Source organism: Caballeronia sp. SEWSISQ10-4 2, from assembly GCF_030464885.1.
Classification (GTDB): Bacteria; Pseudomonadota; Gammaproteobacteria; order Burkholderiales; family Burkholderiaceae; genus Caballeronia.
Genome location: NZ_JALPRJ010000096.1, coordinates 1 through 26,167, shown reverse-complemented (window position 1 = coordinate 26,167; position 26,167 = coordinate 1). Strand labels below are relative to the sequence as shown.

The following is a 26,167-nucleotide window of genomic DNA, read 5'->3' as shown; positions in this document are numbered from 1 at the left end:
CCACGCACAGTGGCTAATAGTGATAAATAGAATAACTAACATATAACGACCGCAGACCTAAGCAGCAGAAACCCGTCACCGACCCGGTCCCACGAGCACCGACAAACCCCGTCCAACCCCGAGTGCGAACGAAATCTTAACGCGTTATTAACACCACACGGTCAGCTTTTATCCCGATCGATACGCCAGGCAGCGTAGCCTTCCTGGACGCTAACGACAAGAGACCGTGATGCATGAAAACCAGGTACTGGCGGCACGCGTACTAAGTGCATCAAAGCGACGGTTGCGCGCGACATTTGCCCTCTGCGCGCTTTCGGTCATGGCCGCAAACGCGGCCTATGCAACCGACGAGCAGCCTGCGCCCATCGGACAGATAACGACAAGTATCGAATCCACGCCCAGCGAATCGCCGCAAGTCGCGAACGTAGCCGCGGTGTTATGGCAGCAGTTTCGAGTAGCGCGCCGGGAGGCAACGCTGATTGCGCAAGCGGTGCTCAGCGCGGCAAACGAATATGCGGTGTCGCCAGTGCTTTTGCTTGCGATGATCGCGACCGAGTCGGGGTTCGACCGGCAGGCGGTCAGCGTCGCCGGTGCCGAAGGGCTCATGCAGATCCTGCCGACTGCCCATCCGCAGGTGGTGGCATCGGGCAAGGATCTGACGGAGCCCGCCGAGAACGTGCGGATAGGATCGTCAATCCTGCGTGAATATCTTGACGCGTCGGGCGGCGACCTCGGGGCGGCGCTCAAACGATACAGCGGCGGTGGCAAAGGTTATGCGCAACGCGTGGCTTTTCACATGCGACAGTTCTCGGCCAGCCTGCACACGCCCCCGGAAAATGCCCTCAAAGTCGCGCTGGTTCGGTCGCCTTGACACAATTTTTACGCAATACGCCCGAAACACTGCTCATGTTTAACACTGCGTCTGCTGTAATCAAGTTGTAGTCATTGATGAATCGGGGAAACTTATGTTACGGGTGCTCATACCGGTGATAAACAAGGATGGCGCGCTTCAGGCCGCGCGGCATGCCGCATTTCTTTTTGCCGAGCACTGCGTGTCCGAGGTCGAGTTGATGGAGGTGCTTGAACCTCCGGACCAGGGGCGGGCGAGTGCGTTTCATTCTCGCGGCACGCTGCGCTTGCAGGAAAAGCGCGCGATGTTGAGTGCGCTGGTTCAGACTCGCGCCATTCTGGAAGACGCGGGGGTTCCGTATCACTGGTCGCGTGTATTTGGGCCGGTGGCGGGAACGATCGCTGCGCGTGCGGCTGAAAAACGCTCGGATATTGTCCTGGTCGACGGCAGCCACCTGGGTTTCATGAGGCGATGGTGGGTGATGACCAGGTTGTGGCGGAGCACGCAAACGCCGGTCACGATGATTCACTAGTAGTGCCAGTGGCTATGGCGATCAACAATTCAATTTTTACTGGCGTTCAGTCAAGAGTACACAATCGTGTTGAAGCTTCATACGGCCATGCGGATCAGAGGCATGGCGAAGGTGGTTTGCGTCGCGATCGTCGCGAACCAGGTGCTGACTACTGCATTCGCTTATGTGGTTCAGCAGTTGGACCCAAGTGCTCCGAGTCTTATAACAACGGTATTCAGTTTCCTGACGTGCGGTCTGGTAAGCATGTGGCTGCAGGCGGATGCACGGCGGGCATATTTGCTGGCACGCGAGAAGGGGTGCATTACGCCCGTGGACAAGACCAACCCGGCGCTCAAGATTGCACCTGATTGCCCGAAGCTGTGGCTTGTGGTTCTGCACATCGAAATGAATCCGGCTGCCGTGGGACTATAAAGGGACGTTCCCAACCGCTCCCAACGCCAAGCAGATCAACCCCCAAACGGCAACACCATCCCGACTTTCACCCGCGGCATCACGACCATGGTTTTGACGTGGCGGATGTTATGGCGCTGCCGCTCCACGCATGCGATGCGAGCAAGGCAGAGACGTCCCCCACGCGTCTCCGCACGCCTCGCGTTTTCCCCTAGTACGTCGAGGTTGACTCAGACCCGCAGGCGCACCAAACTTCCTCTTATTGTGTGATCACAGGTCACACATCTCGTAAGGAGTTGTTTAATTGACACCACGTGAAACGACCTCGGATGCGCTGCCGCTCGAGCTGGTGGGGCGCGAGACCATGGCAGGCCGTGTCTACGCGCAGTTACGCGAGGCGATCATGACGGGGCGCTTTGCCCCGGGTCAGGCTCTGAGCTTGCGCGGCGTGGCCGAGGCAGTCGGTTCGTCGACCATGCCGGTGCGCGCCGCGCTTACGCGGCTGCAAGCTGAGGGCGCGTTGATCGACGGTCCAGGCCGCGCGCTGATGGTGCCGCCCATGACGCTCGACCTGCTCGAAGAGCTGCGCGACGTGCGGATCGCCCTGGAAGGTTGCGTGGCGAAGCGAGCGGCATCGCGGATGACCAAGGACCATCTGAGCGCGCTGCAAGCCGTCTTCGACGCAATGGACGCCCACGTGGAAGCCGGCGATGTACCCGCCTACCTGCGCAGCAATTTCGAATTCCATATAGCAATCTATACGCACGGCGCAAGCGACCTGACGCTCGCCACGATCCAGAATCTCTGGATGCGAATCGGCCCATTTTTGAACCTCGTGGCACCGGATATTCCGCATATGCGGTTGTCGATGGCGGCGCACCGCAAGATCGTCGACGCACTCTGGAAGGGCGACGGAGAAGGCGCTCGGGCGGGCATTGAAGAAGACATCGGCGGTGCCGCGGCGGACTTGCAGGAACGCTTGCAGAGCAGGGAAGCGGCAAGAGCCTGAGGCTGAGCCGGCCGCTCGAAAAACAACGGAGACAAGCATGACGGTTCTACAAATGTTGAAACCGCACGCGGGGTTGCGCGTGCTGGTTACGGGCGGCGCGTCGGGTATCGGTCTCGTGATCGCGCGTGCTTTCATCGATGCCGGTTCGCGGGTGCATGTCTGCGATGTGAGCCAGCAAGCTATCGACGCGCTCAACGAAGCCGAACAAAGCGCCGAGATGAACGCGATCACCACGTCGCTTGCAGATGTGTCGGACCGCACGGCGGTCGACCGCGTATTCGACGACGTCAACGCGCAGTTAGGTGGCCTCGACGTACTGATCAACAACGCGGGGATAGCGGGACCGACGGGCGGTATCGATGAGATGGATGCCGGTGACTGGGAACAGACCGTCGATGTGAATCTCAATGCTCAGTTCTACTTTGCACGTCGTGCAGTGCCCTTATTGCGAAAGGCGCGCGATGGCGGTTCGATCATTGCGTTGTCGTCGGTGGCGGGACGGCTTGGGTACGCGTACCGCACGCCGTATTCAGCGACCAAGTGGGCCGTCGTCGGCCTCATCAAGAGCCTCGCGATCGAGCTGGGGCCGGACAACATTCGCGTCAATGCGATTCAGCCGGGCATTGTGAAGGGGCCACGCATCGAACGCGTGATCGCCGCGCGCGCCGAGCAACTGGGCCTCTCCTACGAGCAGATGGAGAGGGACTATCTCGCGAAAATATCGTTGCGCCGCATGACCACGCCGGAAGAAATCGCGGCGACCGCGCTGTTCCTGTGCTCGCCGGGAGGCAGCGGCATTTCGGGGCAGGCTATCTCGGTGTGCGGCAACGTCGAAGTGCTCTGAACGCTTTTCTTATCTGACGAGGGCTTACGGCATGGCAACGAAGCGCAAAGTCATCATTACCTGCGCGCCCACGGGCGCGATCCATACACCTTCGATGTCGCCGTATCTGCCGGTCACGCCTCAGGAGATAGGTGATGCGGCGCTGGCCGCAGCCAAGGCAGGTGCCGCAATCCTGCATCTGCACGCACGCGATCCCAACGACGGCCGGCCCACGCAAGACCCCACCGTGTTCCAGCAGTTCCTGCCGCGCATCAAGGCCGAGACCGATGCAGTGATCAACATCACGAGCGGCGGCAGTCCGCACATGACGGTGGAGGAACGCTTGAAACCGGCTCATTTCTTCAAGCCGGAGGTGGCGTCGCTGAACATGGGTTCGATGAACTTCGGTCTCTATCCGATGCTCGACCGCTTCAAGGAATTCAAGCACGACTGGGAGCGCCAGCACCTGGCCAACAGCCGCGACCTGATCTTCAAGAACACGTTCAAGGACATCGAATACATCCTCACGTCATGCGGCGCGAACGGTACGCGTTTCGAGTACGAGTGCTACGACATCTCGCACTTGTACAACCTGGCGCATTTCGTGGACCGTGGTCTCGCGAAACCGCCGTTCTTCGTGCAGAGCGTGTTCGGCTTGCTCGGCGGTATCGGGCCGCATCCGGAAGACCTGATGCACATGCGCCGCACCGCCGATCGCCTGTTCGGAAGTGACTACGTCTGGTCGATCCTCGGCGCCGGCCGCAACCAGATTCCTCTCGCGACGCTGGGCGTGGCGCAGGGTTCGAACGTGCGGGTCGGGCTGGAAGATTCGCTCTGGATAGAAGCGGGCAAGCTCGCCGAATCGAGCGCGGCGCAAGTCGTGAAGATCCGGCAGGTGATAGAGGGTCTTTCGCTCGATATCGCGACTCCGGACGAAGCGCGCGCCATGCTCGGGCTCAAGGGCGCGGACAACACGAATTTCTAAACAACCCCTGACGATGGAGACCATCGTGACCGTGTCGAAACTCAAAGTCGTCGCGATGCCTACGGGCTGGCTGAGCGTGGACCGTTCATCGCAGATATATGGCCGTTATTACGGCCAGCAGATCAAGGTGCCTGTATGGTCGACGGCAATTGTAGGCGGTGACAAGAAGATTGTTGTAGATACCGGGATTCACGATCCGGGCTGGGTGTCGAGCTTCGTCTGCCCATGCGAGCAGGCACCGGAGGAGCGGCTTGAACGCGCGCTCAAGGAGTACGTGGGCTGGAATGCGGACGACGTCGATATTGTCATCAACACGCATTTGCATTACGACCATTCCGGCGGCAACACGCTCTTTAAGAACGCGCGTTTCGTGGTGCAGGCGAGCGAATGGGAATATGCCGGCCGGCCCTTGCCGACGCAGTCCACGTTCTATCAGGAGTTCCTGATCGGTCGCGAACCGCTGGCTTATTTCCGCTGGCAATTCGTTCACGGCGTAGCCGATATCGCGCCCGGCGTGCGCGTTGTGCCAACGCCGGGACACACACCGGGCCATCAGTCGGTAGCAGTCGATACAGCCGATGGCGTGGTCCTGATTGCCGGCGACTGTGCAAGCTGCATGGAGAATATTGTCGATCTCGTGCCGGTCGGCATTGTTCACGAAACCGCGGCCGAACTGGCTTCGCTCAAACGGATCCGGCAGCTCGCAGACTTCGTTATTCCCGGGCATGACCCTAACGTCGTGGCCGGCTCGGCAGGCATTCAGCTGCCGGCAAGTGCACGGCTCAAGCACGTGGAAAGTTAGTACTACAAGCATTAAACGTACCGACTCATATGACCATACGCAGGATCGGAGGAAGACATGAACGCACTGACGAACACCATCCGTCGGGGGGCTCGGCTCGCGCTCGGCGCCACGCTTCTCGCGACGCTGGCAGTCTCAGGCCCAGCGTCGGCGGCTGGCAAATACAAGATTTTCCTATCGATGAGTTATGTCGGTAACGACTGGCAAACGGAAGCCGCCAACATGGTCAAGGCCATGGCCGCGACGCCCGGACTGAAGGACAAGGTCGACCTGGAAGTGCAGGTCGCCGGCACCGACGCGCAGAAACAGATCCAGCAGATCAACTCGATGGTCCAGGCCGGCGCGAAAGCCATCGTGATCTACCCGATCTCGCCGACCGCGTTGAATCGCGCCATCAAGAACGCCTGTTCGAAGGGTGTGGTGGTTGCAGCGTATGACGGTGAAGTCACCGAGCCGTGCGCCCACAACGTGACGATCGACCAGAAGCAGGCCGGCACCGTCACCGCTGAATGGCTTGCGAAGACCATCAACGGCAAGGGCAACATTGTGCTGATCAACGGCGTGCCGGGCACTTCCGTGGATCGGGCGCGCACTGAGGCCGCAAAGGCCGTGTTCGCGAAGTATCCGGGCATCAAGATCGTGGCGGAAGGCACGGGCATGTGGAGTCAGGCAACGGCCAAGACGGAGTTGTCGAAGATCCTTGCCACCAATAGCTGGGACAAGATCGATGGCCTGTGGATGCAGGTGGGCTGCTTCACGGCGGCGTCCATGCAGCTCGACGCCGGTATAGCCGACGACAAGATCAAGCCGTGCGCAGGCGAGTCGTCGAATGGTCACCGCGTGCAGATGTTGCCGCCGGGCACGGTCAAGGGCGACGGTGCATATCGCTCGATCGGCTACCGTTCGATCTCGTATGGTTCACCGCCGTACTCGGGTGCGCTGGCGCTGAAGCTGGCCGTGGACAAGCTCGACGGCAAGGATTTCCCGGCGCACGTGACGCTCAAGCTGCCGCTGGTGGAGACGTCGCAATCGAAGCTGTGCAAGACCGGTTCCATCGAAGAGCTGAAGGACGGTTGTACCGCTTTTATGCCGGACAAGGTGCCGCCGGGCTGGTTCGCGGACATCTATTCGGCAGAGACCACCGAGGTTGGCTTTAACGCGGCGCTGACCGGCAAGCCGGACTAAAGCTAAAGGAGCACGCCATGTCGAGCGCGGGGACAGAGACGATGACCAGCAGCACGAGCAGCACAAGCGAATGGGCGCTCGATCTCTCGAAGGTCACCAAGCGGTTCGGCGCCACTGTCGCGCTCGACAACGCGTCGTTCCGCGTCAGGCGCGGCGCCGTTCACGCGCTGCTAGGCGAGAACGGCGCGGGCAAGTCGACGACCGTCAAGCTGTTGTCCGGCCTCATGCAGCCGGATGCGGGCAGCATCTCGATCATGGGCCGCAATGTGAGCATGCGCGGTCCGAAGGACGCGCATCGCGCGGGGGTGCAGACGGCGTTCCAGGAGATGACGCTCGTTCGCGACCTGACCGTCGCGCAGAACCTGCTGATGGCGTACGAGCCGACCGGCTGGTTCGGCCGCATCAAGAAGCGGGAATCGCAACGACAGGCGGCGGAGTGGCTCGACCGGCTTGAACTCGGCGATATCCGCCCCGGTGCATACATCCGCGATCTCGCTTTGCCCGTGCGCCAGAAGGTCGAGATTGCGAAGGCGCTGGTCCGCCAGCCCGAAGTGCTGCTGCTCGATGAACCCACGTCCGCGCTATCGGGCCGCGATGTCGTGTGGCTGGCGCGGCGGATTGAAGAGTTGAAGGCGCGTGGCGTGACCTTTGTTTTCATCACGCACCGGATGCAGGAGGTGCGTGAGTTCTGCGACAGCCTCACGGTGTATAGAAACGGCCGTGACGTAGGCGCTTTCGATACCGCCGCGATCTCGGACGATGATGTCATCCGTCTCGTGATCGGCCGCTCGATGGACACGAAATATCCGCCGAAGGTCGCGACACCTGCGGCACTTCAAACGCCCGCGATGGAAGCGCGCGGCATCAAGGTGGACGGCGTGGTGAATGACTTCGACCTCACGCTCAAGGCGGGCGAAGTGCATGGCATCGCGGCGTTGCAAGGCATGGGGCAACGCCAGATTTTCGAGGCGCTGTTCGGCGCCGAGTTTATCGATGAAGGGCAGATCTTCATCGATGGAAAACCGGTGACGCTGACCTCGACTGCCGATTCGCTCAAGGCCGGGGTATCGACGAGCTTCCTGCCCGAAGATCGCAAGACGGAGGGTTTGTTCCTGCGCCTGCCTGGCGGAGAAAACGTCTCGCTGCCGGTCATCAAGCGCTTCTCGCGTTTCGGCCTGATCGACAGGAAACGCGAGCAGGCGGCCATCGAGCGCGCGCTGGCACAGATGGAAGTCAACCCGCGTGCAGTCTATAAACCATGCCTGTCGTTTTCGGGCGGCAACCAGCAGAAGATAGCCATGGCGAAATGGCTCCTGACGCAAAGCCGCGTTTGGCTGATGTTCGACCCGACGCGCGGTATCGACGTAGGCACCAAGCACCAGATCTTCGCGCTGATGCGCGCGTTCGCGGCGGCCGGCGGTTCCGTGTTGTTCTATTCCACCGACGTACCGGAACTGGTCAATGTATGCGATCGGGTTTCGGTGGTGTATCGCGGGCGCAATGTCGCAGAGCTGGCCGGCGAGGCGCTCACTGAAGAGAACGTGATGCGCAAGATGCTTTCAAGCTAGGGCACTGAGGCATTCAAGAAATCAGAGGTGTCGATCATGAAAATTGCAATTGCGTCGCCTGACAGCGAGATCGTGCGGCCCGGTGCGCACGTCGGTTTGCGGGCGCGCATGGATCATTACCGTGGACTGATCATCGCGATCGGCGCACTGCTCGCGATGATGATCGCGTGGGTGTCGCTGTCCGCCACGCCGGTCGGACTGTATGACGTCGGCTCCGTGATCTCCAGCAGCGCGACACTCGCGCTTGCGGCGATCGGGCAGACCATCGTGGTGCTGAGCGGCGGTTTCGACTTGTCGGCGTCGGCGGTGGTGTCGTTGTCCAACGTGCTCGCGGTGCGTTTCGTGCAGGGCACGCCGATTGAACAGTGGGGTGGCGTTGCGCTGATCATCGCCATAGGCGGCGGTATCGGGCTGATCAATGGTGCGTTGATCGCGTGGTTCCGGCTGCAGTCGATCGTGGTCACGCTCGCCACCATGTTCATGGTGCAGGGCTTGACGCTGCTGATCCAGAACAAGCCGGGCGGCAGCATCGGCGATCAGTTCGGCGGTTTCATCACCTCCGATCTCATACCCGATAAAGTCCCCATGTCAGCCGCCGTGCTCGTCGCCGCGCTGCTTGTGTGGACCTTCGCCAAACGCACGCGCTTCGGCGTGGGCCTCTATGCGCTCGGCAGCGATCCCGACGGCGCCTACGCGAACGGCATGCCCGTAAGAGGCTACCGGATCGCGACCTATGCGCTTGCCGGGATGTTCTACGCGGCAGCGGGCTTGTATGTGTCGGCGCAGACCGGTTCCGCCGATCCGCTCGTGGGCCGGCCGTTGCTGCTCTCCATGTTCACAGCCGTCGTGCTGGGCGGCACCTGGCTCGGTGGCGGACGAGGCGGCTGCGTGGGCACGGTATTCGCCGCGATGACCCTGATGATCACGGTGAACATCCTGCTCGTGCTGAACGTGTCCGCGTTCTTTACGACCATTGCTGAAGCGGTGATCCTGATCCTGGCCGTGCTAGGGTCATCGATAGGCAAGCAGTCAGCGGCGCATCACTGCGCGCGATACGCCGGGCGATGGCTCACCGCGTGGCGAACAGGAACCCGCGCACGCAATGATCAGGGAGCACGGCGCGTAAAGTTCGAAGTAGACGACTTCCGGCCGATAGAAAACACCGAACTCAAGGGCCACTTGATTGGCGACTGGATTGAACGCAATCGCGAATGGGTCAAGTACGTGGTGCCGGCGTATCTGCTGTTCTTCGCGGTGATCGCGATCACGGGCGTGGTCTATGGTCCGGGTGTCCTCGCAAGCGCCAATTTCTATACCAGCCTGCTGACGCTCACCTTGTTCCTGGCCATATTAGGACTCGGGCAAGGCGCAGTGATTCTCACGGGTGGGCTTGATCTTTCGGTGCCGTGGCTCATCACGCTATCAGGCGTGTTGCTGACCGGGCTAACGCATGGCGTCAACGAAGCCGCAGCGTGGGCCGTGCCGCTGGTGCTTGGCGCAGGCTTGGCTGTAGGCGTGTTCAACGGCGTCGGGGTCGTGGTGCTGGGCTTGCCGCCCATTGTGGTTACGCTGGCGGCCAATGGCTTGTTGCAGGGCATCACGCTGATCTATTGCAACGGTTCGCCGCAGGGCTGGGCGCCCTCGGCCATCAGCAGTTTCACAAACGAGCGCTTCGGTCCGTTGTCGCTTGCCGCGTGGTGCGTGCCGCTGTTCCTCGCGCTCGCGTTGCTGTTGCTGCATCGCACGGCCTTCGGACGACGCATCTATGCCGTCGGCAATTCGCAGGTTGCGGCGAAGCTCTCAGGCGTGCGCGTGGGTGCAACGTTGATAGCTGTGTATTGCCTCTCTGGTTTGTGTTCGGCTGTGGTGGGCCTGTTGCTTGCCGGCTTCAGCAACCAGGCGTTTCTCGGCATGGGCGATCCTTATCTGCTGCCTTCTATCGCGGTCGTGGTTGTCGGTGGTGCATTGATCACCGGTGGCCGAGGTCATTATCTGGGTGTGTTCGGCGGTGCGTTGCTGTTGACCGCGCTGGGGACGCTACTCGCCGGCACCACCGTGCCGCCAGCCGTGCGCGACATCATCAACGGGCTGGTCGTACTGGCCGCGGTGATTACGTTGCGCGACAAAAAAGCTTGATCGTCGATGGAGCCGTACCATGAACAGACGCATAGCAGTGATCGGATCGGGGCGTATCGGCCGCGCGTGGGCGATTGTGTTTGCGCGCGCGGGTTTCGAGGTCAGGCTTCACGACGCCGAGCGCGCGATGCTCGACGGCGCGATTCCTTCTATCCGCCGCAGCGTCTCGGATCTCGGCAAATACGGGCTGATCGACGAGCCTGAAGAACATATCGTATCGCGCGTGACCGCATGTGAAAAACTCGCGGACGCGGTGCATGACGTCGATCTGGTGCAGGAGAACATTGCGGAGATCGTGGAGGTCAAGCGCACGCTATTCGCCGAACTGGACAAGCTGACGCGCCCCGACACGCTGCTGGCCAGTTCGACCTCGGGCTTGCCTGCTTCCACGTTCACCGAAACCCTTGGAGGCCGCGCGCGCTGCCTCGTGGCACACCCGGTGAATCCTCCTTCGCTCGTGCCGCTGGTCGAATTATGCGGCGCCCCTTGGACGACGCCGGAGACGCTGGCCCGTGCGCGTGCGCTATACAAAGAGGCGGGTCAGGAGCCTGTGACCGTTGCGCGCGAGATACCGGGTTTCCTGCTGAACCGCCTGCAAGGCGTATTGCTTGACGAAGCACTGAGCCTCTACGCACGAGGCTACGCGAGCGCCGCCGATCTCGACACCGTGATGCGCGACGGCCTCGGCCTGCGCTGGTCGTTCATGGGGCCGTTCGAGACCATCGACCTGAATGCGCCCGGTGGCGTGGCGGATTACGCGGCGCGTTATGGCGCGATGTACCGCTCCTTTGCGAAAGACAGCGTGCCGTTCGACTGGTCGCCTGACAGCATTGCAAGACTCGATGCCGAGCGCCGCGCCGTGTTGCCACTCGACGATATAGAAAGCCGTAGCCGCTGGCGCGACCGGCGGCTGATGGCATTGCTCGCGCATCGCCGCGCGACGTCAGAGTCCGACGATGACAAGCGTTGATAACCGGAGACAGCCATGATCGAAACCCGCTTGATCGTCGATGCCAACAATCATCTTGGCGAAGGGCCGCTGTGGGATGTGAAGGAGCAGCGTCTTTACTGGATCGACAGCACCGCTGCCGAGATCAGCAGTTGCCGCGGCGACGGCAGCGACGTGAGGCGCTATTTCGTGCCCCGTCATATCGGTTCGATGGCGTTGCGCGAGCGCGGCGGTGCGGTGGTTGCACTCGCGAACGGCCTGCACTTCTACGACTTCGAGACGCAGACGGTCAAGCTCATTGCAGACCCGGAAAGCGACGACCCGGAGACGCGTTTCAACGACGGCAAGGTGGACCGCCGAGGGCGGTTTATCGCGGGCACGATGGCGTATGACTTCGACCGTTACGACGCCGATCGGGGACAGCGTTCGAGCCGAAGCGGTGCTTTATACCGGCTTGATACGGACGGCTCGGTGACGCGTCTGGATGGCGGTATCAGTTGTTCTAACGGTCCATGCTGGAGCCCGGACAATCGCACGTTCTATTTCACCGATACCTATGACAGGCAGATGTACGCATACGACTACGACATCGAGACGGGCGCAGTGGCGAACCGGCGCGTGTTTGCATCGGCGCGGGATAGGGCGGGCACCTTCGACGGCGCAACAGTCGATGCTGAAGGATATGTCTGGTCGGCGCTTGTTTTCGGCGGACGGATATTGCGATTCGCACCGGACGGTATGCTCGACCGCGTGGTGGAGTTTCCTGTGCGGAACCTGACGAGCGTGATATTCGGTGGTCCGAATCTGGACATTCTGTTTGTCACGACCATGGGGCGGCCGATGTGGGGCATTCCGCAGAAGGAGCGCGATAAGGGCGGTTTGTTTGCAATAACCGGACTGGGGGCAAAGGGCCTGCCGGAGCCGCGATTTGCCGGCTAAGGGCGCAATGCCATTCGCCCCCTGTCATGACAGGGCTCCGAAGCCGACACGGATCAAGACAAGTCAACAGCACTGACGAACGGCACGCGTACCTTGATGGAGGTACCGTGACCCGGCGAACTGGCGACGTCAAGCGCGCCACCCAGCATCAACACGCGCTCCTTCATACCCGCCAAGCCAAAGGATTTCTTGCGGATGGCCACTGGATCAAACCCGAGGCCGTCATCGCGCACTTCCAGCAGACAGTCGTCGTCCGTCTGCTCCAGCGTAACGAACACCTGCTGGGCATTGGCATGTCGCGCGACATTGGTGAGCGCCTCCTGGACGATCCGGAACATCGCAACGGCCCGTTCCTCGGCAAGCTCCGGACTCTCTGCCGGCACGCTCAGGCGGCAAATCGTCTGGCCATTCTGCGAAAATTCGGCGGCCAGCCACTCGAGCGCCGCGGAGATACCCGCGTCGAGCACCGCAGGACGCAGCGAGGTCACGACGTCGCGTAGCACCTGCATCGTCTTGTCGGACAGGAGCAGTATTTTCTGGACGTGCTCGCCGAGGTCCGGATTGTCATGGCCGAACCGCAGGCGCAGGGTCGAGACACCCATGCGAAGCGCGGTCAGATGCTGGCCGAGTTCGTCGTGCATCTCGCGGGCGATACGTTTGCGCTCATCCTCGCGTGCCGTTTCGCGCCGTGAGGCGAGTTCGCGCAGCAACTCGTACGATTCGCTCAAACGCTGCTCGGCTTCCTTGCGCTCGGTGATATCGCGCCAGATAATCAACACACTCTGGACCACCCCATCCGCGTTGTACTCGGGTACAGCATGGGCATACCAGCACTTCGGCTCGCCGTGCCGGATCCAGTTCACTTCGAATTTGGCCGCCACGCCGCTTTCCATGATCTCCTTGAGTTTCTCGTAAACCCGCCGTGTCACTTCGTTCGTCGCACCCATTACGTCCGTAGGTTCACCCAGCAGCTTCTCGGCCGCGACGCCGCTCACGCGCACGAACTCCGGATTGACATAGGTACGGCGGCAGTTCCGGTCATACCGGACAATGGCATCCGGCGCATTCTCCGAAAGCGTGCGAAAGGCCCGTTCGCTGTCGCGCAAAGCCAGTTCGGTCGTTCTCAGTCTCGTGATGTCGCGCCCAATGCCCAGCACGCTGACGACCTTGCCTCCGGAGTCCTTCTCCGGAACGTGCCGTACCTCGAGTATGTGGATGTCCTCTACGACGGTTTGCCATCGCGTTTCGCTTTCGTTCGGTTCCCCCTCAAGAAACGCGCGGTGGATACCCTGTTCAATACGCTCGGTCTGGTCCGCGTCGCTGGTAGGAAGCTCGCTCGGCCGCTTGCCGATCAAAGCCTCCTGCGGCAGGCCGTACGCCGCGGTGACGGCGGGATTGGCGTAGAGATACCGGCCGTCGCTGTCGAACCGGGCAATAAAGTCCGGGAAATTCTCGGTCAGGGTACGAAAGAGCTGCTCGCTTCGCTTCAGCTCGTCAATGTCGCGACTGATGGTGAGCACGCTGGCAACCGTACCGTCGGGCGCAAACTCGGGAACCATCCGCATATGTGCCCACCGAATCCTGCCTTCGGCACTGCGCAACAGCACCTCCCCGGTCACTTCGGTGCCTGTCCCGACCGCGCGCTGCAACGCGTCCATATATTGGGGAACGTCGACGAGCACAGATAGCTCGGTTGGTGTCGTGCCGAGCACCTGGCCAGTCAGGTGGTGCATCAGATTCAGTAGCGCGGGATTTGCGTACACACGGCGATATTGGAGATCATAGCGGGCAATATAGTCAGGCGAATGCTCCACGATGGCGCGGAAGGCCTGTTCGCTCACATAGAGCCGCTGCTCCGCCTCCTTGCGCTCGGTGATGTCGAGTCCCAGCGCAAGCGCGCCCACAATCTCGCCCTGCAACCCGCGCTCAGGGATGATCCGGATGTGATGATGGCGCGTGCCACTGCCGCCATCGGGCACCATGACTTCGAGATGACGCTCCGTGCCAGTACTGATGACGCTCGCGAGCGACGCCTGATACTGCGCGTACCGGCCATCGGAATCACGTTCCGCCGGTGTCTTGCCCAGCAGATCCTGCAAGGGCTTATGCAGCGTCGCTGCGAGCCCCGAATTCGCGTAGACCAGACGGCATTGCCGGTCATAGCGGCAGATAACGTCGAGCGTGCTTTCCGCCAGCCTGCGAAACTGCGCTTCGAGTTCCAGTTGGGCTGTCAGTAGCGATTCTGTCCGATGGTGGGCCGTCATGTCGCGCGCAATGCCGACAATCCGGTGAATGCGTCCGGACTCGTCGTGCACGGGGATCAGGGTCGAGTGGTAATAGTGGCGGCCGCCGGGCAGCTCGAGCGTCAGTTTGTCGTCGCAAGCCACGCCAGACTGGACACATTGCCGGCATTTCTCGCCCAGGACCTCGGCTGCCTCTTTCGGCACCGTTTCGTCGATGAACTTGCCGATCAATTCCGCCCTCGGGATACCGAGCGATTGTGCGCCCGCAGGGTTGATCTCCAGCATGCGGACGCGTCCTTCCGGCATCACTTCGAGCAGATAGAGCACATCTGAAGCATTGTCGAAGACTTGCCGGTAACGCTGCTCGCTCTCCCGTAGCGCGAGCTTTGCACGCTCGCGCTCGGTGACATCGCGCGCGATCGCCAGGTTGTACTCTTTACCGCCGTATTCGAAATGGCTGGCGTTGACCTGGACAGGAAGCAGGCTGCCGTCCTTGCGGCGATGCGTGGTCTCGACGACGACCGAACCCTGCTCGCGCAGCACCGGCCATGCCTCGTCCCACCTGTCGGCAGTCCAGTCCGGATCGATATCCGCCACGCCCATCTGCAACAGTTCCGCATTGCTGTATCCCAACGTCCGGCAGGCTTCCTCGTTGACATAGACGAGGCGGCCGGTTTCATCGAGTAGATAGGCGGCTTCGCGCACCTGGTTGAGCGCAAAACTGGTCAGGTGCAGGAGTTCATTGCGCTCGGCCACCAACCGCTCCAGATTGTCGCGGTCCTGACGCAGAGCGGCATTTTCCCGTTGCAGTTCTTTGAGAATCGCATCTGTGGCGGCGTCGCGTGCGGATTCGTTCATACGTTGTCCACGAAAATTTCTACCTGACGCGGAATTGCGCCTTCAGCCGGAATTTCAATGCGAGCGTGCCAAGCCATTGTTTCGCGAACGTCTTGCCGTTGACGAGATGCAAGTTCGGTTTGCACGCGCATCCCGAAGAAAACACCTTCGGCAGGCCTGACTATTACAATACGCCGCGGTATATCGACAAGCCAGTTGAACCGCATCTGGAACCCGGCGGCTTATTGGTGTGAATCATACGGCCATGCGAGATCCGGTAAGTAGCGGACGATGTGTATTGGTTCTGACCCAACCTGACAGGTAGTCGGAGAGGCGAAGTTTGGTAAGCGGATTCAGCAAGAGGACTCAGCGGGGGATCAGTTTGTCCCTGACGAGTTCGGGTGAATCGAGGAAGGTGCGCATAGCGGGTTTGCCATAGCACCGTCGCCGCTGATGTTCACGGTCATTGTTGTACTGTTCAATCCATGTATCCAGATCGGCTTGAGGGGCCGGGAATGAGTCATGGTTTTCCCGCGGAAGGCGATGCCGCAGGACTCGTTGAGCATGGTCTTGTGAAGCCGCTCGACGATAGCGTTGGTTTCTGGAGCGCGCGCTTTGGTGCCGGTTTGATCGATGTTCTCCACGGCCGGATCAGCAGCCGTCGAATGTGATGCGTCGCACAATAATAAGAGCTGGACCGACAGAACTGCCCCGAGACCAGATCAGTTCGGCGCCCAATGCCCGCGGATCCACAACCACTGATTTCCTTCCCACCGGTAATGGCCTTTCACCCAGTGGTAACCGGGAGCCGGCTGCACCGGCACGACTTCTACCAACGGTTCCGGCCGCGGCGGCCGTGCGGGTTCCACTACGCAAGCGGCTAGCAGCACGCTCAGGAGTGCAACGCTGAATAGTTGTTTCATTTTTAGTTTGTCCCTGACGAGATTAAAAAGGCTGCTGTTTGTTATCCGCTGCGCCATTACGTCCGGAGCAACCGGCTCGGCATCGGGCTGGCGGTCTTTTGCGAAAACAGCGTCGTTCTGACCCGGACCGGATCGAGACCGAACGTCTCCCCGGCTGCTGCGGCAATCAGGCTGTCGAGCCCGAGCGTCGGCCGTAAATCCCTGCCCTGATACAACGCCGATGGCGCGAGCCCCGGCCAGTCCGCCAGGATCCGGCCGCCTTGCACGGCGCCTCCCAACAGCATCGCGGCGGATGCCGTGCCGTGATCCGTGCCTCCGGTTCCGTTCGCTGCCGCCATGCGCCCGAACTCGGTTGCGACCAGGACGGTCGTGTTCGCCCAATGCTCACTGAGGCCGTCGCGCATGGACGCCATCATCGTGTCGAGCGCCTTCAGTTGCGCGCCCAGCCGCTGGTTCTGCGCGCTGTGCGTATCCCATCCCCCCGTCTCGATCATCGCGATACGCGGGCCGTCGCTGCGGCCCAGGAAGCTCGCTGTGAGCTTGCCGAGACTTGCCGGGTCCTGACGCGCGCCGGCATCGGCGGCGAGCCCGCGGGCGTCCATCGCAGAGGTCCAGAGCGCATGAAGCTGCGCGTCGCCGGCATAAAGTTGCGAGACGCGCACGAGCAGATCGTCGGGTGCTTGCGGCAGCGCGGACGGTGCGTACGACGTCACCTCGGCATGCCCGCGCAACGCCAGCGGCACGGTGGGCGCCAGCGCAATGGCATTGGCCTTGGAAGCAGGCAGCATCGACACCAGCCGGTTCAGCCAGCCGTCCTTGACCTGATAAGGCGCGGTGCCGCCGGTTTCAAGCACGTTCTGGCCATCGAAGTGCGAGCGGTCGCGGTACGGAGACGCAACCGCGTGCACGAACAACGCCTGCTGTGCTGTATACATCTTCGCGGTCTCGACTAGCGACGGGTGCAGCGCGAACGTCCCGTCAAGCTTCGTTGCGCTCGACGGATCGATCGCCAGCGCCCCGCGCAGGCTTGCATAAGCAGGATCGGCGTAAGGCACCACGATGTTGAGTCCATCGGCGGCACCTCGCTGGATCACGAAGACAAAACGCCGCTCCGACTCCACCGAAGCCAACGCGATGCGTGGCCCAACCAGCATCGCGCCGACGCCCGCACCGGCGCACCACAAGAAATTCCGACGCGTGATCATCGTGTCATCTCCTTTGGAAATCAGGGGAAACAAGCAGTAGCGCGAGCGCGGTCGGCGCGCTCTCTGCGCGAGATAGTTCGGATGCCGTAGCATCGCTTAGAGAACCGGCCAGCAACTGGTTGCCGAGCGTGCGTGCATCGAGCGTGTCGCCTATACGCGCCGCAAAACGCTGGGCGATCTCGACGCGACGCACGAGCGCATCGGGCGCGGCCCAGCTTGCGGCGATGTCGTCGTAGCCCGCAGGCGATCCGGGCCGCCACACGGGCTGGCCGAGCTGCGTCAGCAAGGGCGCGATCTGCATGTTGCCGATATCGTTGCGCCCGAGTCCCCGCAGCGACGACACGGTCCAGTCCCACGGCGTCTTGAACTTCGCATCGACTGGCGACCATGCTTCGGGTGAATCGATCAGCATCTGATACACACTGGGCAGGTCGCCGTTCGTCGCGCTGAATACGCCGGCGAGGCGATCGACCAGCGCCGGCGGCGGGGTATCGGCAACAAAATGACGGGCGAGCTTGTCCGCAATGTGTTGCGCGGTCGCGGACGAGGTGGCGAGATCGTGCAGCACGGCAAGTGCTTGCTGCTCGCCGGGCTGATCGTATTGACGGCTCATGATCGCGCGTGTTCCCGGCTCGTGCAGTTGCTGCCGGAACACGAATTGTCCAGGCGCGGTGGCGTTATAGCGCTGCGCACCCGCACCCATGCCGCCCATCGCGCCGATGCTCCAGCCGGTCAGCGCCCGGGCGAACTCCGTCACGTCGTTTTGATCGTAGCCGCTGCGCACGCCGAGCGTGTGCAGCTCCATGATCTCGCGGGCAAGGTTCTCGTTCAGGCCGGGCTTGCGCTCGGGGTTCCGCGCGGCGGCACGTTCGGCGGCCGGGCTGTCGGGGCCGACGGAGCGAGCCTGATCGAGGAAGATCTGCATGGCCGGATGACGTTCGACCGCGACCAGCATGTCCTCGAAACGGCCAAGCACGTGAGGGCGGATGGCTTCTGTCTCGAACGAACCGGCGAGCATGGCGACGGGCGGTTTCTCCACCGATACCGCGAAATGGTTGGACCAGAAAACCACCAGCCGCTCGACGAACGGCGTAGGCGTTTGCAACGCGCTCAGAAAACGTGCGTTGACGGCTGCACGATAGGTATCGCGGAGCTTCTCGTTATAGGACTTGCGAACTACCTGCTTGTCGTCGTTGCCGGCATTGCGAATAGCGCTTTGGCGCTCGGCGAATTCGGCCGATAGTGCACTACTCGTCGGCTGGTTCGCCAGCGCTGGCGGCATCGCTTGATAGCTTGCGCCAGCGAGCTGGCTCGTCAGCCAGCGCTTCGGATCGGACGGCGCCGCTTCGCCGGCACGGGCGCCGAGTCCGAAGCGATTCAATACAATCGCGGCGGGTGTCACGGATCTCACGTCGGCCATGGTCGCTCCCACGCATCAAGTTGCCATGTCTCTTGAACGGTGGGAGCCGCGTGAATCCGTCGCTGTCAGGCAGGTTTATTTTTTCGGCGGCGGACCGACATGCAACGGACCGTGCTGCTGAAGCGCATCGACGAGTTTCAGCCGTTCGTCCGGCGTCAGCGCATTCGCGAAATCGGCCACCGTTGCCTCGACTCGCGCACGCACCGCCGTATCGGCTTCGCGCGTACGGGCGAGCGCGGCATCGAGCGCGGCACGATCGAACTGCGGCGCAGCGAGCGCCTGCACGACATCGAGGCGTCCCGAACGAGCGTTGATGATCAGCGGCAGGCTGTCGCGCCGAGTCTGCCGAAGCGCTTCGCGCAACTGGCCGCGGCGTGCCTCGGGCAATTCGGCAGCAGCGAAGCGCAAGCCGCGCTGCTGAGCAACAACGTCGGCCTTCTGCTTCGCCACCCACCGGTACGTCCCGCCCGCTATCGTTCCGAGCAGGAATATGTTGAGTACCAGAGACACGATCAGAACGGTCTTGAGCCTGGTTGTCGATAGGGTCATTGATCGCTCCAGTCCGAGGCGTTGCTGAACACAGTGCTTTCACCGGTTTGATCGAAGAGGCTCGGCGGGTTCGCACCCGAACCGGAGAATGGGGCCGTCAACGAAATAGCCAGCACGCCCGCCGCGATTCCTGCCACGCCTACGCCGACGAGACCCGCGCCCGAGATCCACCAGTTCGGCCGTTTCCATGAAGGCGCCGGGCGTAGCGACGCCGCTGGCGCCGACGCCAGGATGCGCCGGATCAAATCCGATTCCGGCGCAGCGACGTCATGCCTTGACAGCACCAGGTCGAGCGAACGGGCCTCGGCCAACGCCGCCAATACAGCCGGGTCACGTTGAGCCAGCAGCGCTTTGGCTTCGGCGCGCTCGGCGAGCGGCCAGTGCTCGGGCATGGCGCCATAGGCCTCGGTGAGGCGGCGAAAACGTTCGGGGGTCATCGGCGTTCCTTTCCAAAGACTTGCTCGCCGCGTTCGCCGGCAAGACGGCTGCGTAGCGTGCGGCGTGCTCGCGAGAGCAGGCTTTCCAGCGCGTCGACGGTAATGCCCATCGCGGCGGCGGCCTCGACGTTCGACAGTTCCTGGTAGTACTGCAGCACCAGGGCTTCGCGCTGGCTTGCGGGCAACGCCGCGAGCGCCGCGGCAATGCGCTCGCTGCGCGCGGATTCGTCGAGTTGATCTTCCGGTAGCGGGGCTTGATCGACGGGCTCCGGCAGGTCGTCGCCCAGGGGCACTTCCTGACGGCGGCGCAAGCGGTCATAACATAAATTGAGCGCCACGCGATGCAGCCACGTGTCGAAGCGGGCCTGGCCGCGCTGCCAGCGCGAGGCCTGTTTCCAGATCCGTACGAACACTTCCTGTGCCACGTCGCTTGCCTCGTCACGGTCTCCCAGCATCCGCGTCGCGAGCGCGAGCAACCGCGGCAGTTTGCGCGCGACCATCTCGCGAACCGCTCCGGGTTCCCTGCCATCGATACGGGCCAGCAACTCCGCGTCCGGGTCTTCTTCTTTCAATGTGTTTGATCTCGCCGCACATGTTCAACAGCCTGCGCCGTGGCCGTCAGCGGCCTGGCGCGCCGATATGGAATGCACTCAGTACACGACTACCGCCGGCCGATAATAAGCCGGACGCGCGGGATAAACGACGCACGCAGAGAGCGCCGCAACCGCGAACGCGATGGCGACTAAAGTCTTAAGCATGGTTGTCCACCTTGCCTGGAGAAAGTTGAGCGTAGCCTCGCCGGATTTAGCGAGCCCAGTGACCTTCGATCCATCGCCAGTTCGGTCCCCGTTGCACCCAGTGCCCCGGCACCCAATGTGCGCCGACCCGTACCGGCCGCCAGTGGCCCGGCACCCATTCGTAGCCGCGGCCAGCCCAGCGCCAGTGGCCGCCGTCCCACACATAACCAGGACGCGCTACGGGCACGACTTCCGTGCGCATCGGCGGAGGCGGCGACGGCGCGATGATGACCGTCTGCGCGAATGCCGGCACGCTGGCGAGCGTTGCCGCTGCGGCAATAGCGGCCAGAGCGGCCTTTATTGCGAACGTGGGTGTAGCCCGTCCTTTTAGAGTTTTCATCACGATTCCCTGGGTAGTAAGACGCTCGAAGCATGCGCCTGTCGAGTGCTTAAACGCGAGCTACCGGAAAATCCGTCGCACAAATTTTTGTTTTTTCCGAGTGAGTCGCAATGGGACGTTGCGCTCGTGAATACCCACCGCTGATCTCCTCTTGTGACGAAAACAAATCTAAAGAATTTCGTCAGCTTTTCGTAATTATTATGTAATTCATCGTAATATTTAGACCGGCTTTGTTGCCGTCGATCTTTTCGATGGTGCACCGCGCAAATGAAGGAAAGCCCCTTAAAAACGAACGTAAAGGGCTTTCTTGCGGATGTCACATAGGCGCCATCACGCGCGAAGGCTGGATTTTGATCGGCCCAATCCGCGTTAAACCATGGGGGTCCAGTTTCTATGTCCGACGCAATCAAGTCTGCGGGGCAATCTCTAATCAACGGCTCAACCGGCAAGAACACCGACGTGCCAGCGCTTGTCGCGGCTCTCGTCAACTCGCGGGTAGCCGGATTAAACGCAGCCAATACCGCCAAGCAGAAGATCAGCACCTCTCAACTGACCGCAGTCGGGTCGCTGAAATCCGTGTTGTCGCTCCTGCAAAGCGCGCTCACCACACTTTCAGATGGCACGGCACTGTCCGCGGTCACTGCCAAAGCGGACGGCAAGGGCATCACGGCGACGGCGGGCAAGGGCGTTGCGCCAGGCAGCTATGCGATCCAGGTCACGAACATCGCGACGTCGCAAAGCCTCACTTCGGGTTCGTTCGGCGCCAAGGAAGCTCTCGGTACAGGTACCTTGAAACTCTCGGTCGGCGGCGCGAGCATGTCGATCAAGATCGACTCGTCGAACAACACGCCGAGCGGCATTGCCGCGGCGATCAATTCCGCCTCGCGCAATCCGGGCGTGAGCGCGACGGTGATCACGGGCACGGATGGCGCGCACCTCGTTCTGCACTCGTCGTCAACGGGCGTGGCGAACGGTATCTCGGTCGAAGTCACGCCGAGCGGTTCCGGCGACAACACGGGGTTATTGAAGCTCAACGTCAATTCATCCACATCAACCGTCGATCCCGCCGATCCGGCCAAGACCGTGCCTCCCTACACGACCATCGGGACATCGGATAACTGGAGGCAAACCGCGGCCGGCAAGGATGCCTTGCTGACGGTTGCCGGCACGCAGGTCAGCAGCGCGAGCAACAGTGTCACATCGGCCATCGCGGGCCTGTCGGTCAACCTGACCTCCGAGTCCGTGGGGACGACGCAAATGCTGAACGTCACGTCCGACGCGTCCGCCCAGCAGACATCGATCAAGGCATTCGTCACCGCCTATAGCAACTTCATCAACATGGCTGCGTCGCTGACTTCCTTCGACAAGTCGCAACCCAAGGGCGCGCAAGGCGGTCCTCTGCTAGGCGACTCGATGATGAACACAGTCAGGAACTCGCTTGCCGGTGCGATCGGCAAGGGCGTTCCGACGGGCGGGGGAGCGGGGCAGGCGAACCTGGGGTCGATCGGTGTCTCGCTGCAACCGGACGGAACGTTGAAGATCGACGAAACTGCGCTGGGCGCAGCGTTGACCAACAAGCCCGGCACCATCAACGGGTTGTTCAACTCGACCACCGGCATCGGGGCGGCGATGAACAGGAGCCTGACGACCTTTCTCAAGAAAGGCGGCATCCTCGATACGAAGACGACATCGCTCAACAAGGACCTCGACAATATCAAGGTCCAGGGGACGAAGCTGGACGCATACGCCACGCAACTGACGAACAGCTATAGCGCGCAGTTCACCGCGCTCAACACGCTGATGGCGCATATGAGCAACAATTCGGGCTACCTGACCGCGCTATTCGGCGGGGCCAATAGTGCAGGGGCACTGGCCAGCGGCAAGGGCGGGTGACGAAAGCGTTACGCCAGGAATGGCGTCGGGGCATTCTGTGAGAACGCTCCGTTCATTCAAATGCGGCGCGCTTACGCATGGCGCGTGGCAAGACCGGGTCTAGACGGATGCGGGTACGCTCCAGGTCACGCTGGCTGCGTCATGATCGGCGCGTGCGTGAATGTGGACGATGCCTTCGGCGGTGCAGACAGCATCGAAATCAACTTCAGAAAGAGCGACCACGGGAACGTATATGGCGTACAGGTCGCTCGCGACGATCGCGCCGATTGCGATGATCAGGTCACGTTCGCGCAGGATGATGCCAACCGGACCGGTGCCATTCCGAATCGCTTCAGCGAGCACGCTGCTGCTCGAACTGGAGCCTTTGGCTCGCGGCATGACCATCACGCTGCCTGCCAGGCTTTGCCCAAAGCACGGATGCGTTTTCTCGACAATCACGCCATTGGCGGAGTCGTAACCGCCCCAGAAACTCAGTGGTGCCCGCAGCAGCTTGAGCGGTCCGGAGGCGGTTCCGTGCGAGAGCATGACGCCCGTGACGGTCCTGTCGATGCGGATAGCTTTACTCATCGAATAACACCTTTCCGGCAATAGCCGAGCGCACGCATTCGTGCATGCTTCCATAAGCCACGCTCACGCCAATATTGGCCGGCGCGTAATGTGCCCACTTGCCCGAGTTGGTCATGACGAGACCCGACATGTTTCTCATGACCGGCGTGATGTAGGTGCAGGTATCCACGACAATCTGAATGCCCTTCGCTTCCAGCGTTTTGGCAATACCGGACTCCTCCAGTTGCCACAGGATATAGCGGCTCGTGTTGACGTAGAAGTCGCACTGGAGCGGCGCGTCGGATTGCGCAAGCAGCGCGTGCAGTGTCATGAATTCAGCAACGGAGAAGTGGGGCGTGCCGAGGGCAACGGCAATCAGCGCGTCGCCGGCGTTCCCGCTATTCAACATCCGGCGCACTGCGCGGAGGTCGTCCATGACAACGCGAACCGAGCGTTCGGGCGCCGCACCTTGTAACGCGGCATCGAGCGTGGGCGCTTCAGGCGTGATGCCGACCGCGTGGAAAAGGGCCACGGCGCCACTCGATGCCGCCGCGGCGCCGAGCGCTTTCAGCTCGTCTTCCGTGGTGTCGCCGGGTAATCCGGTGATGACGGGAACCATTGTGCCGGCCTCCTTGCCGACCAGGAAACCCAGCGCGGCGAACCAGATATCGCGGCCATGCACCGCGCTGAAATCAGGCGCTTCAAACACGATCCGCGCTGCGCGATTTCCGGAGACATGCAAACCTGCGTAAGGCGCACGGCCTGTGATTGCCGCCGCGAGATCGAGGAAGTCGCCATAGCGGTTCGTCCGTGCACCGAGCACGGAGTTAGCGAAGACGATGGCATTCGACTCAGCCCACGCAATCTGTTCGCCGACTTTTGGCCGGTGTTCGAGTTGATAAGGCGCGCAAGTAAAGCTCGGTGCGCAACCGAGTTCGAGGTGCGCTTCCATCAGACGTTTCGCCGACTTGCCGAGCGCGGCATCGCCGTGAAAGAGATCCGGATGAATCAGGTCCAGCGACCCGACGTTCAAGGTGGTGGGTATCGAGACCTTCGTGCCGTCTGCGACAAAACGCTCGACGAAATCGAGGCTGGCTATGCCGTGATACAAGCAGCCGTCTATATGCGCCGACGATACGTCGACCAGCTTTTGCGCATCCATCACGTTCGCTGTGCGGCTCACTACGCGCATGGCCAGTGCGACACCAGCGCCCAAGTCACCGCCGAGCATCGCCCGGTCGCGTTCATTCAGTTCCAGCATGCCGTTCCTTATGTTGGAAGCCACCGCGCCGGCCGGGTTGTTGCACCGTTGCGATGGCACTTTCATGACCGGAATGTAGCATTGTTTTGTCGCGAATTTGCTAAGGCTAAAGCGCGCCTTAGCCTCCTTAGCTTTGAGTTGCCGGCATACGCGTCATTAATCTAAAAACAAAAATTTCAATGCGCATCCCGCGCATCTCTTAGTGCCGCCAACAGGAAATTTTTTCTCGGCGCAAATCGTTAAATCTTGTCAGATCGATGCCAGGGTTATTTCCTTTCGGCGCGGATGCGAAGACACTGTACTCACCCTTCCGAGGGTGTGTCCCGCGACGACGGTGATCTTCGTCGCGCTTAAGTCCCGTCCAGTCTGGATGGGACTTTTTTTATCCCGTGATTATCCTGAGCCCGGTAGTTAGCGGTTTGTAAAAGCCTGGCCGCGCCGGTACAGATCACGTGCGATGGAACAGAAGAGGGCCGTGGTCTCGCCTTCGTCCTGAAGGCGTCGGCTCATGATGATCGGCGACGTGGGGCTTGGTTCAGGCAAGTGCCGGTAGACAACGCCATGTACCCTCAAACCGTCGACACTCTCCGGCACGAGCGACACACCTACTCGCGCCGCGACCAGCCCGAGGGCTGTCTGCAACTCCCGCACTTCGTGTACGGCGGCCGGTTCGAGCGCATGATCGCGCAGTGCTGAGAGTTGCTGGTCCGCGTAACTCGGGCGCGGCGAACTCGGATAGACAATCAGCGTCTCGCGTGCAATATCCTCCAGCGTCAACTCCACCGAAGCTGCCGCTAACGGATGATCTTCCGGGAGCGCCGCGATCATCCGTTCCTCGATAAGTACTTCGCGTGTCAGTTGCACATCGTCGAAACGCAGCCGTCCAAAGCCGACATCGATACGTCCGCCCTTTAATGCGCCGAGTTGTTCGAGCGTGAACATCTCGATCAGCGACAGGTCGATCTGCGGCGCGGCCTCGCGAAATGCGCGGATCACTTGCGGCAGCGCGCCGTAAAGCGTGGAGGGCACGAAGCCGATCACAATGCGTTGCGCCAGTTGCGCGAGCCTGCGCGTAAGCGGAACGAGCTCGTCGCTTTCATCGACCAGGCGCTTCGCCTGCGTGTAGAAAACGCGGCCCGCTTCGGTGAGGCGCAAAGGCCGCGAACCGTGCTCGAAGAGCGGTAGCCCGACACTTTCTTCGATCTGCTGGAGTTGTCTGCTGAGTGGCGGCTGCGTCATGTGCAGGCGCGCGGCGGCTCGCGTGATGTTCATTTCTTCGGCTACCGCAATGAAATAGCGGAGTTGACGCAGCTCCATGCATTCCTCAAACGGTTAAAGGCTTGGTCGAACGGAACTATCGGTAAATTATTTACCGGCTCGAAGCGCAGGATACTCTGTTGTTGTGTTTTCGTTCGCACTTGGGGTTGGGCGGGGTCTGCTGGCGCTCGTGGGGCGGGGGTGATGCTGGGGTGCTGCTGCTCAGGTTGGCGGTTGGTTTAAGTTAGTTATTCTATTTATCACTATTAGCCACTGTGCGTGGCGGCACTT

General features: G+C 61.5%; 25 protein-coding genes. 13 read left to right on the top strand and 12 right to left on the bottom strand.

Translation table 11 applies throughout. The features are described from left to right. Positions 1-229: 229 nt before the first annotated feature. The 12 genes from M0D69_RS37915 (at position 230) to M0D69_RS37860 (ending at position 12,168) form a co-directional block, all read left to right on the top strand. On the top strand, positions 230-871 hold the full coding sequence (locus M0D69_RS37915) for a lytic transglycosylase domain-containing protein (RefSeq protein ID WP_301786936.1): 642 nt from the start codon (positions 230-232) through the stop codon (positions 869-871). Between the two features lie 94 nt (positions 872-965). Continuing rightward, positions 966-1,382 carry a universal stress protein gene (locus tag M0D69_RS37910; RefSeq protein WP_301786935.1) on the top strand — a complete coding sequence of 139 codons (417 nt, stop codon included), beginning with the start codon at positions 966-968 and terminating at the stop codon, positions 1,380-1,382. Positions 1,383-1,448: 66 nt separating this feature from the next. Then, positions 1,449-1,793, top strand: a complete 345-nt coding sequence (locus M0D69_RS37905; RefSeq protein WP_301786934.1) for a hypothetical protein — start codon at positions 1,449-1,451, stop codon at positions 1,791-1,793. 343 nt (positions 1,794-2,136) lie between these two features. Beyond that, entirely contained in the window at positions 2,137-2,781 is a 645-nt protein-coding gene (locus M0D69_RS37900; RefSeq protein ID WP_301786938.1) for a GntR family transcriptional regulator, read from the top strand. A 37-nt stretch (positions 2,782-2,818) separates the two neighbouring features. Beyond that, positions 2,819-3,625, top strand: a complete 807-nt coding sequence (locus M0D69_RS37895; protein WP_301786933.1) for an SDR family oxidoreductase — start codon at positions 2,819-2,821, stop codon at positions 3,623-3,625. Positions 3,626-3,656: 31 nt separating this feature from the next. Then, on the top strand, positions 3,657-4,589 hold the full coding sequence (locus M0D69_RS37890) for a 3-keto-5-aminohexanoate cleavage protein (RefSeq protein ID WP_301786932.1): 933 nt from the start codon (positions 3,657-3,659) through the stop codon (positions 4,587-4,589). Between the two features lie 25 nt (positions 4,590-4,614). After that, positions 4,615-5,391 (top strand): N-acyl homoserine lactonase family protein, encoded by a 777-nt coding sequence (locus M0D69_RS37885; RefSeq protein WP_301786931.1) that lies wholly within the window; start codon positions 4,615-4,617, stop codon positions 5,389-5,391. Positions 5,392-5,448: 57 nt separating this feature from the next. After that, a complete protein-coding gene (locus M0D69_RS37880; protein ID WP_301786930.1) occupies positions 5,449-6,576 on the top strand; it encodes a sugar ABC transporter substrate-binding protein in 1,128 nt (375 codons plus the stop codon). A gap of 17 nt (positions 6,577-6,593) precedes the next feature. Then, positions 6,594-8,144, top strand: coding sequence for a sugar ABC transporter ATP-binding protein (locus M0D69_RS37875; protein ID WP_301786929.1), 1,551 nt, complete (start codon positions 6,594-6,596; stop codon positions 8,142-8,144). Between the two features lie 36 nt (positions 8,145-8,180). Beyond that, entirely contained in the window at positions 8,181-10,280 is a 2,100-nt protein-coding gene (locus M0D69_RS37870; protein WP_301786928.1) for an ABC transporter permease, read from the top strand. Positions 10,281-10,299: 19 nt separating this feature from the next. Next, positions 10,300-11,250 carry a 3-hydroxyacyl-CoA dehydrogenase gene (locus M0D69_RS37865; protein ID WP_301786927.1) on the top strand — a complete coding sequence of 317 codons (951 nt, stop codon included), beginning with the start codon at positions 10,300-10,302 and terminating at the stop codon, positions 11,248-11,250. Between the two features lie 15 nt (positions 11,251-11,265). Continuing rightward, positions 11,266-12,168 (top strand): SMP-30/gluconolactonase/LRE family protein, encoded by a 903-nt coding sequence (locus M0D69_RS37860; RefSeq protein WP_301786926.1) that lies wholly within the window; start codon positions 11,266-11,268, stop codon positions 12,166-12,168. A gap of 53 nt (positions 12,169-12,221) precedes the next feature. Here M0D69_RS37860 and M0D69_RS37855 read toward each other — a convergent pair whose 3' ends face one another. The 9 genes from M0D69_RS37855 to M0D69_RS37815 form a co-directional block, all read right to left on the bottom strand. Beyond that, on the bottom strand, positions 12,222-15,269 hold the full coding sequence (locus tag M0D69_RS37855) for a PAS domain-containing protein (protein WP_301786925.1): 3,048 nt from the start codon (positions 15,267-15,269) through the stop codon (positions 12,222-12,224). Between the two features lie 356 nt (positions 15,270-15,625). Continuing rightward, positions 15,626-15,892 carry a hypothetical protein gene (locus M0D69_RS37850; protein ID WP_301786924.1) on the bottom strand — a complete coding sequence of 89 codons (267 nt, stop codon included), beginning with the start codon at positions 15,890-15,892 and terminating at the stop codon, positions 15,626-15,628. 78 nt (positions 15,893-15,970) lie between these two features. Next, positions 15,971-16,171 (bottom strand): YXWGXW repeat-containing protein, encoded by a 201-nt coding sequence (locus M0D69_RS37845; protein WP_301786923.1) that lies wholly within the window; start codon positions 16,169-16,171, stop codon positions 15,971-15,973. A gap of 56 nt (positions 16,172-16,227) precedes the next feature. Continuing rightward, positions 16,228-17,376, bottom strand: a complete 1,149-nt coding sequence (locus M0D69_RS37840; RefSeq protein WP_301786922.1) for a DUF1501 domain-containing protein — start codon at positions 17,374-17,376, stop codon at positions 16,228-16,230. A gap of 4 nt (positions 17,377-17,380) precedes the next feature. Further along, positions 17,381-18,796, bottom strand: coding sequence for a DUF1800 family protein (locus tag M0D69_RS37835; RefSeq protein WP_301786921.1), 1,416 nt, complete (start codon positions 18,794-18,796; stop codon positions 17,381-17,383). Positions 18,797-18,871: 75 nt separating this feature from the next. Then, on the bottom strand, positions 18,872-19,345 hold the full coding sequence (locus M0D69_RS37830; RefSeq protein ID WP_301786920.1) for a periplasmic heavy metal sensor: 474 nt from the start codon (positions 19,343-19,345) through the stop codon (positions 18,872-18,874). Then, positions 19,342-19,782, bottom strand: coding sequence for a hypothetical protein (locus M0D69_RS37825; protein WP_301786919.1), 441 nt, complete (start codon positions 19,780-19,782; stop codon positions 19,342-19,344). The genes M0D69_RS37830 and M0D69_RS37825 overlap by 4 nt, the downstream gene beginning before the upstream one ends. After that, positions 19,779-20,354, bottom strand: coding sequence for an RNA polymerase sigma factor (locus M0D69_RS37820; RefSeq protein WP_301786918.1), 576 nt, complete (start codon positions 20,352-20,354; stop codon positions 19,779-19,781). Before M0D69_RS37820 ends, M0D69_RS37825 begins: the two co-directional genes overlap by 4 nt. A 232-nt stretch (positions 20,355-20,586) precedes the next feature. Continuing rightward, positions 20,587-20,919, bottom strand: coding sequence for a YXWGXW repeat-containing protein (locus tag M0D69_RS37815; protein ID WP_301786917.1), 333 nt, complete (start codon positions 20,917-20,919; stop codon positions 20,587-20,589). A gap of 393 nt (positions 20,920-21,312) precedes the next feature. On the opposite strand from M0D69_RS37815, the gene fliD reads away from it, so the two are divergent. After that, positions 21,313-22,812: a flagellar filament capping protein FliD gene (gene fliD, locus M0D69_RS37810; RefSeq protein WP_301786916.1), complete on the top strand. Its 1,500-nt coding sequence runs from the start codon at positions 21,313-21,315 to the stop codon at positions 22,810-22,812. 99 nt (positions 22,813-22,911) lie between these two features. Here fliD and M0D69_RS37805 read toward each other — a convergent pair whose 3' ends face one another. From M0D69_RS37805 to M0D69_RS37795, 3 genes are all read right to left on the bottom strand, one after another. Next, positions 22,912-23,337, bottom strand: a complete 426-nt coding sequence (locus tag M0D69_RS37805) for a DUF126 domain-containing protein (protein WP_301786937.1) — start codon at positions 23,335-23,337, stop codon at positions 22,912-22,914. Between the two features lie 34 nt (positions 23,338-23,371). Then, positions 23,372-24,619: an aconitase X catalytic domain-containing protein gene (locus M0D69_RS37800; protein WP_301786915.1), complete on the bottom strand. Its 1,248-nt coding sequence runs from the start codon at positions 24,617-24,619 to the stop codon at positions 23,372-23,374. Between the two features lie 411 nt (positions 24,620-25,030). After that, a complete protein-coding gene (locus tag M0D69_RS37795; protein ID WP_301786914.1) occupies positions 25,031-25,936 on the bottom strand; it encodes a LysR family transcriptional regulator in 906 nt (301 codons plus the stop codon). Positions 25,937-26,167: the final 231 nt, after the last annotated feature.

Excerpts from the sequence above, each read along its gene's own strand:
- M0D69_RS37835 (WP_301786921.1), bottom strand. The coding sequence starts at position 18,796 with ATGGCCGACGTGAGATCCGTGACACCCGCCGCGATTGTATTGAATCGC.
- M0D69_RS37900 (WP_301786938.1), top strand. The coding sequence starts at position 2,137 with ATGGCAGGCCGTGTCTACGCGCAGTTACGCGAGGCGATCATGACGGGG.
- M0D69_RS37865 (WP_301786927.1), top strand. The coding sequence starts at position 10,300 with ATGAACAGACGCATAGCAGTGATCGGATCGGGGCGTATCGGCCGCGCG.
- M0D69_RS37895 (WP_301786933.1), top strand. The coding sequence starts at position 2,819 with ATGACGGTTCTACAAATGTTGAAACCGCACGCGGGGTTGCGCGTGCTG.
- M0D69_RS37910 (WP_301786935.1), top strand. The coding sequence starts at position 966 with ATGTTACGGGTGCTCATACCGGTGATAAACAAGGATGGCGCGCTTCAG.
- M0D69_RS37840 (WP_301786922.1), bottom strand. The coding sequence starts at position 17,376 with ATGATCACGCGTCGGAATTTCTTGTGGTGCGCCGGTGCGGGCGTCGGC.
- M0D69_RS37890 (WP_301786932.1), top strand. The coding sequence starts at position 3,657 with ATGGCAACGAAGCGCAAAGTCATCATTACCTGCGCGCCCACGGGCGCG.
- M0D69_RS37815 (WP_301786917.1), bottom strand. The coding sequence starts at position 20,919 with ATGAAAACTCTAAAAGGACGGGCTACACCCACGTTCGCAATAAAGGCC.
- M0D69_RS37830 (WP_301786920.1), bottom strand. The coding sequence starts at position 19,345 with ATGACCCTATCGACAACCAGGCTCAAGACCGTTCTGATCGTGTCTCTG.
- M0D69_RS37855 (WP_301786925.1), bottom strand. The coding sequence starts at position 15,269 with ATGAACGAATCCGCACGCGACGCCGCCACAGATGCGATTCTCAAAGAA.
- M0D69_RS37845 (WP_301786923.1), bottom strand. The coding sequence starts at position 16,171 with ATGAAACAACTATTCAGCGTTGCACTCCTGAGCGTGCTGCTAGCCGCT.
- M0D69_RS37915 (WP_301786936.1), top strand. The coding sequence starts at position 230 with ATGCATGAAAACCAGGTACTGGCGGCACGCGTACTAAGTGCATCAAAG.
- M0D69_RS37825 (WP_301786919.1), bottom strand. The coding sequence starts at position 19,782 with ATGACCCCCGAACGTTTTCGCCGCCTCACCGAGGCCTATGGCGCCATG.
- M0D69_RS37795 (WP_301786914.1), bottom strand. The coding sequence starts at position 25,936 with ATGGAGCTGCGTCAACTCCGCTATTTCATTGCGGTAGCCGAAGAAATG.
- fliD (WP_301786916.1), top strand. The coding sequence starts at position 21,313 with ATGTCCGACGCAATCAAGTCTGCGGGGCAATCTCTAATCAACGGCTCA.
- M0D69_RS37875 (WP_301786929.1), top strand. The coding sequence starts at position 6,594 with ATGTCGAGCGCGGGGACAGAGACGATGACCAGCAGCACGAGCAGCACA.
- M0D69_RS37805 (WP_301786937.1), bottom strand. The coding sequence starts at position 23,337 with ATGCTCTCGCACGGAACCGCCTCCGGACCGCTCAAGCTGCTGCGGGCA.
- M0D69_RS37880 (WP_301786930.1), top strand. The coding sequence starts at position 5,449 with ATGAACGCACTGACGAACACCATCCGTCGGGGGGCTCGGCTCGCGCTC.
- M0D69_RS37860 (WP_301786926.1), top strand. The coding sequence starts at position 11,266 with ATGATCGAAACCCGCTTGATCGTCGATGCCAACAATCATCTTGGCGAA.
- M0D69_RS37870 (WP_301786928.1), top strand. The coding sequence starts at position 8,181 with ATGAAAATTGCAATTGCGTCGCCTGACAGCGAGATCGTGCGGCCCGGT.
- M0D69_RS37800 (WP_301786915.1), bottom strand. The coding sequence starts at position 24,619 with ATGCTGGAACTGAATGAACGCGACCGGGCGATGCTCGGCGGTGACTTG.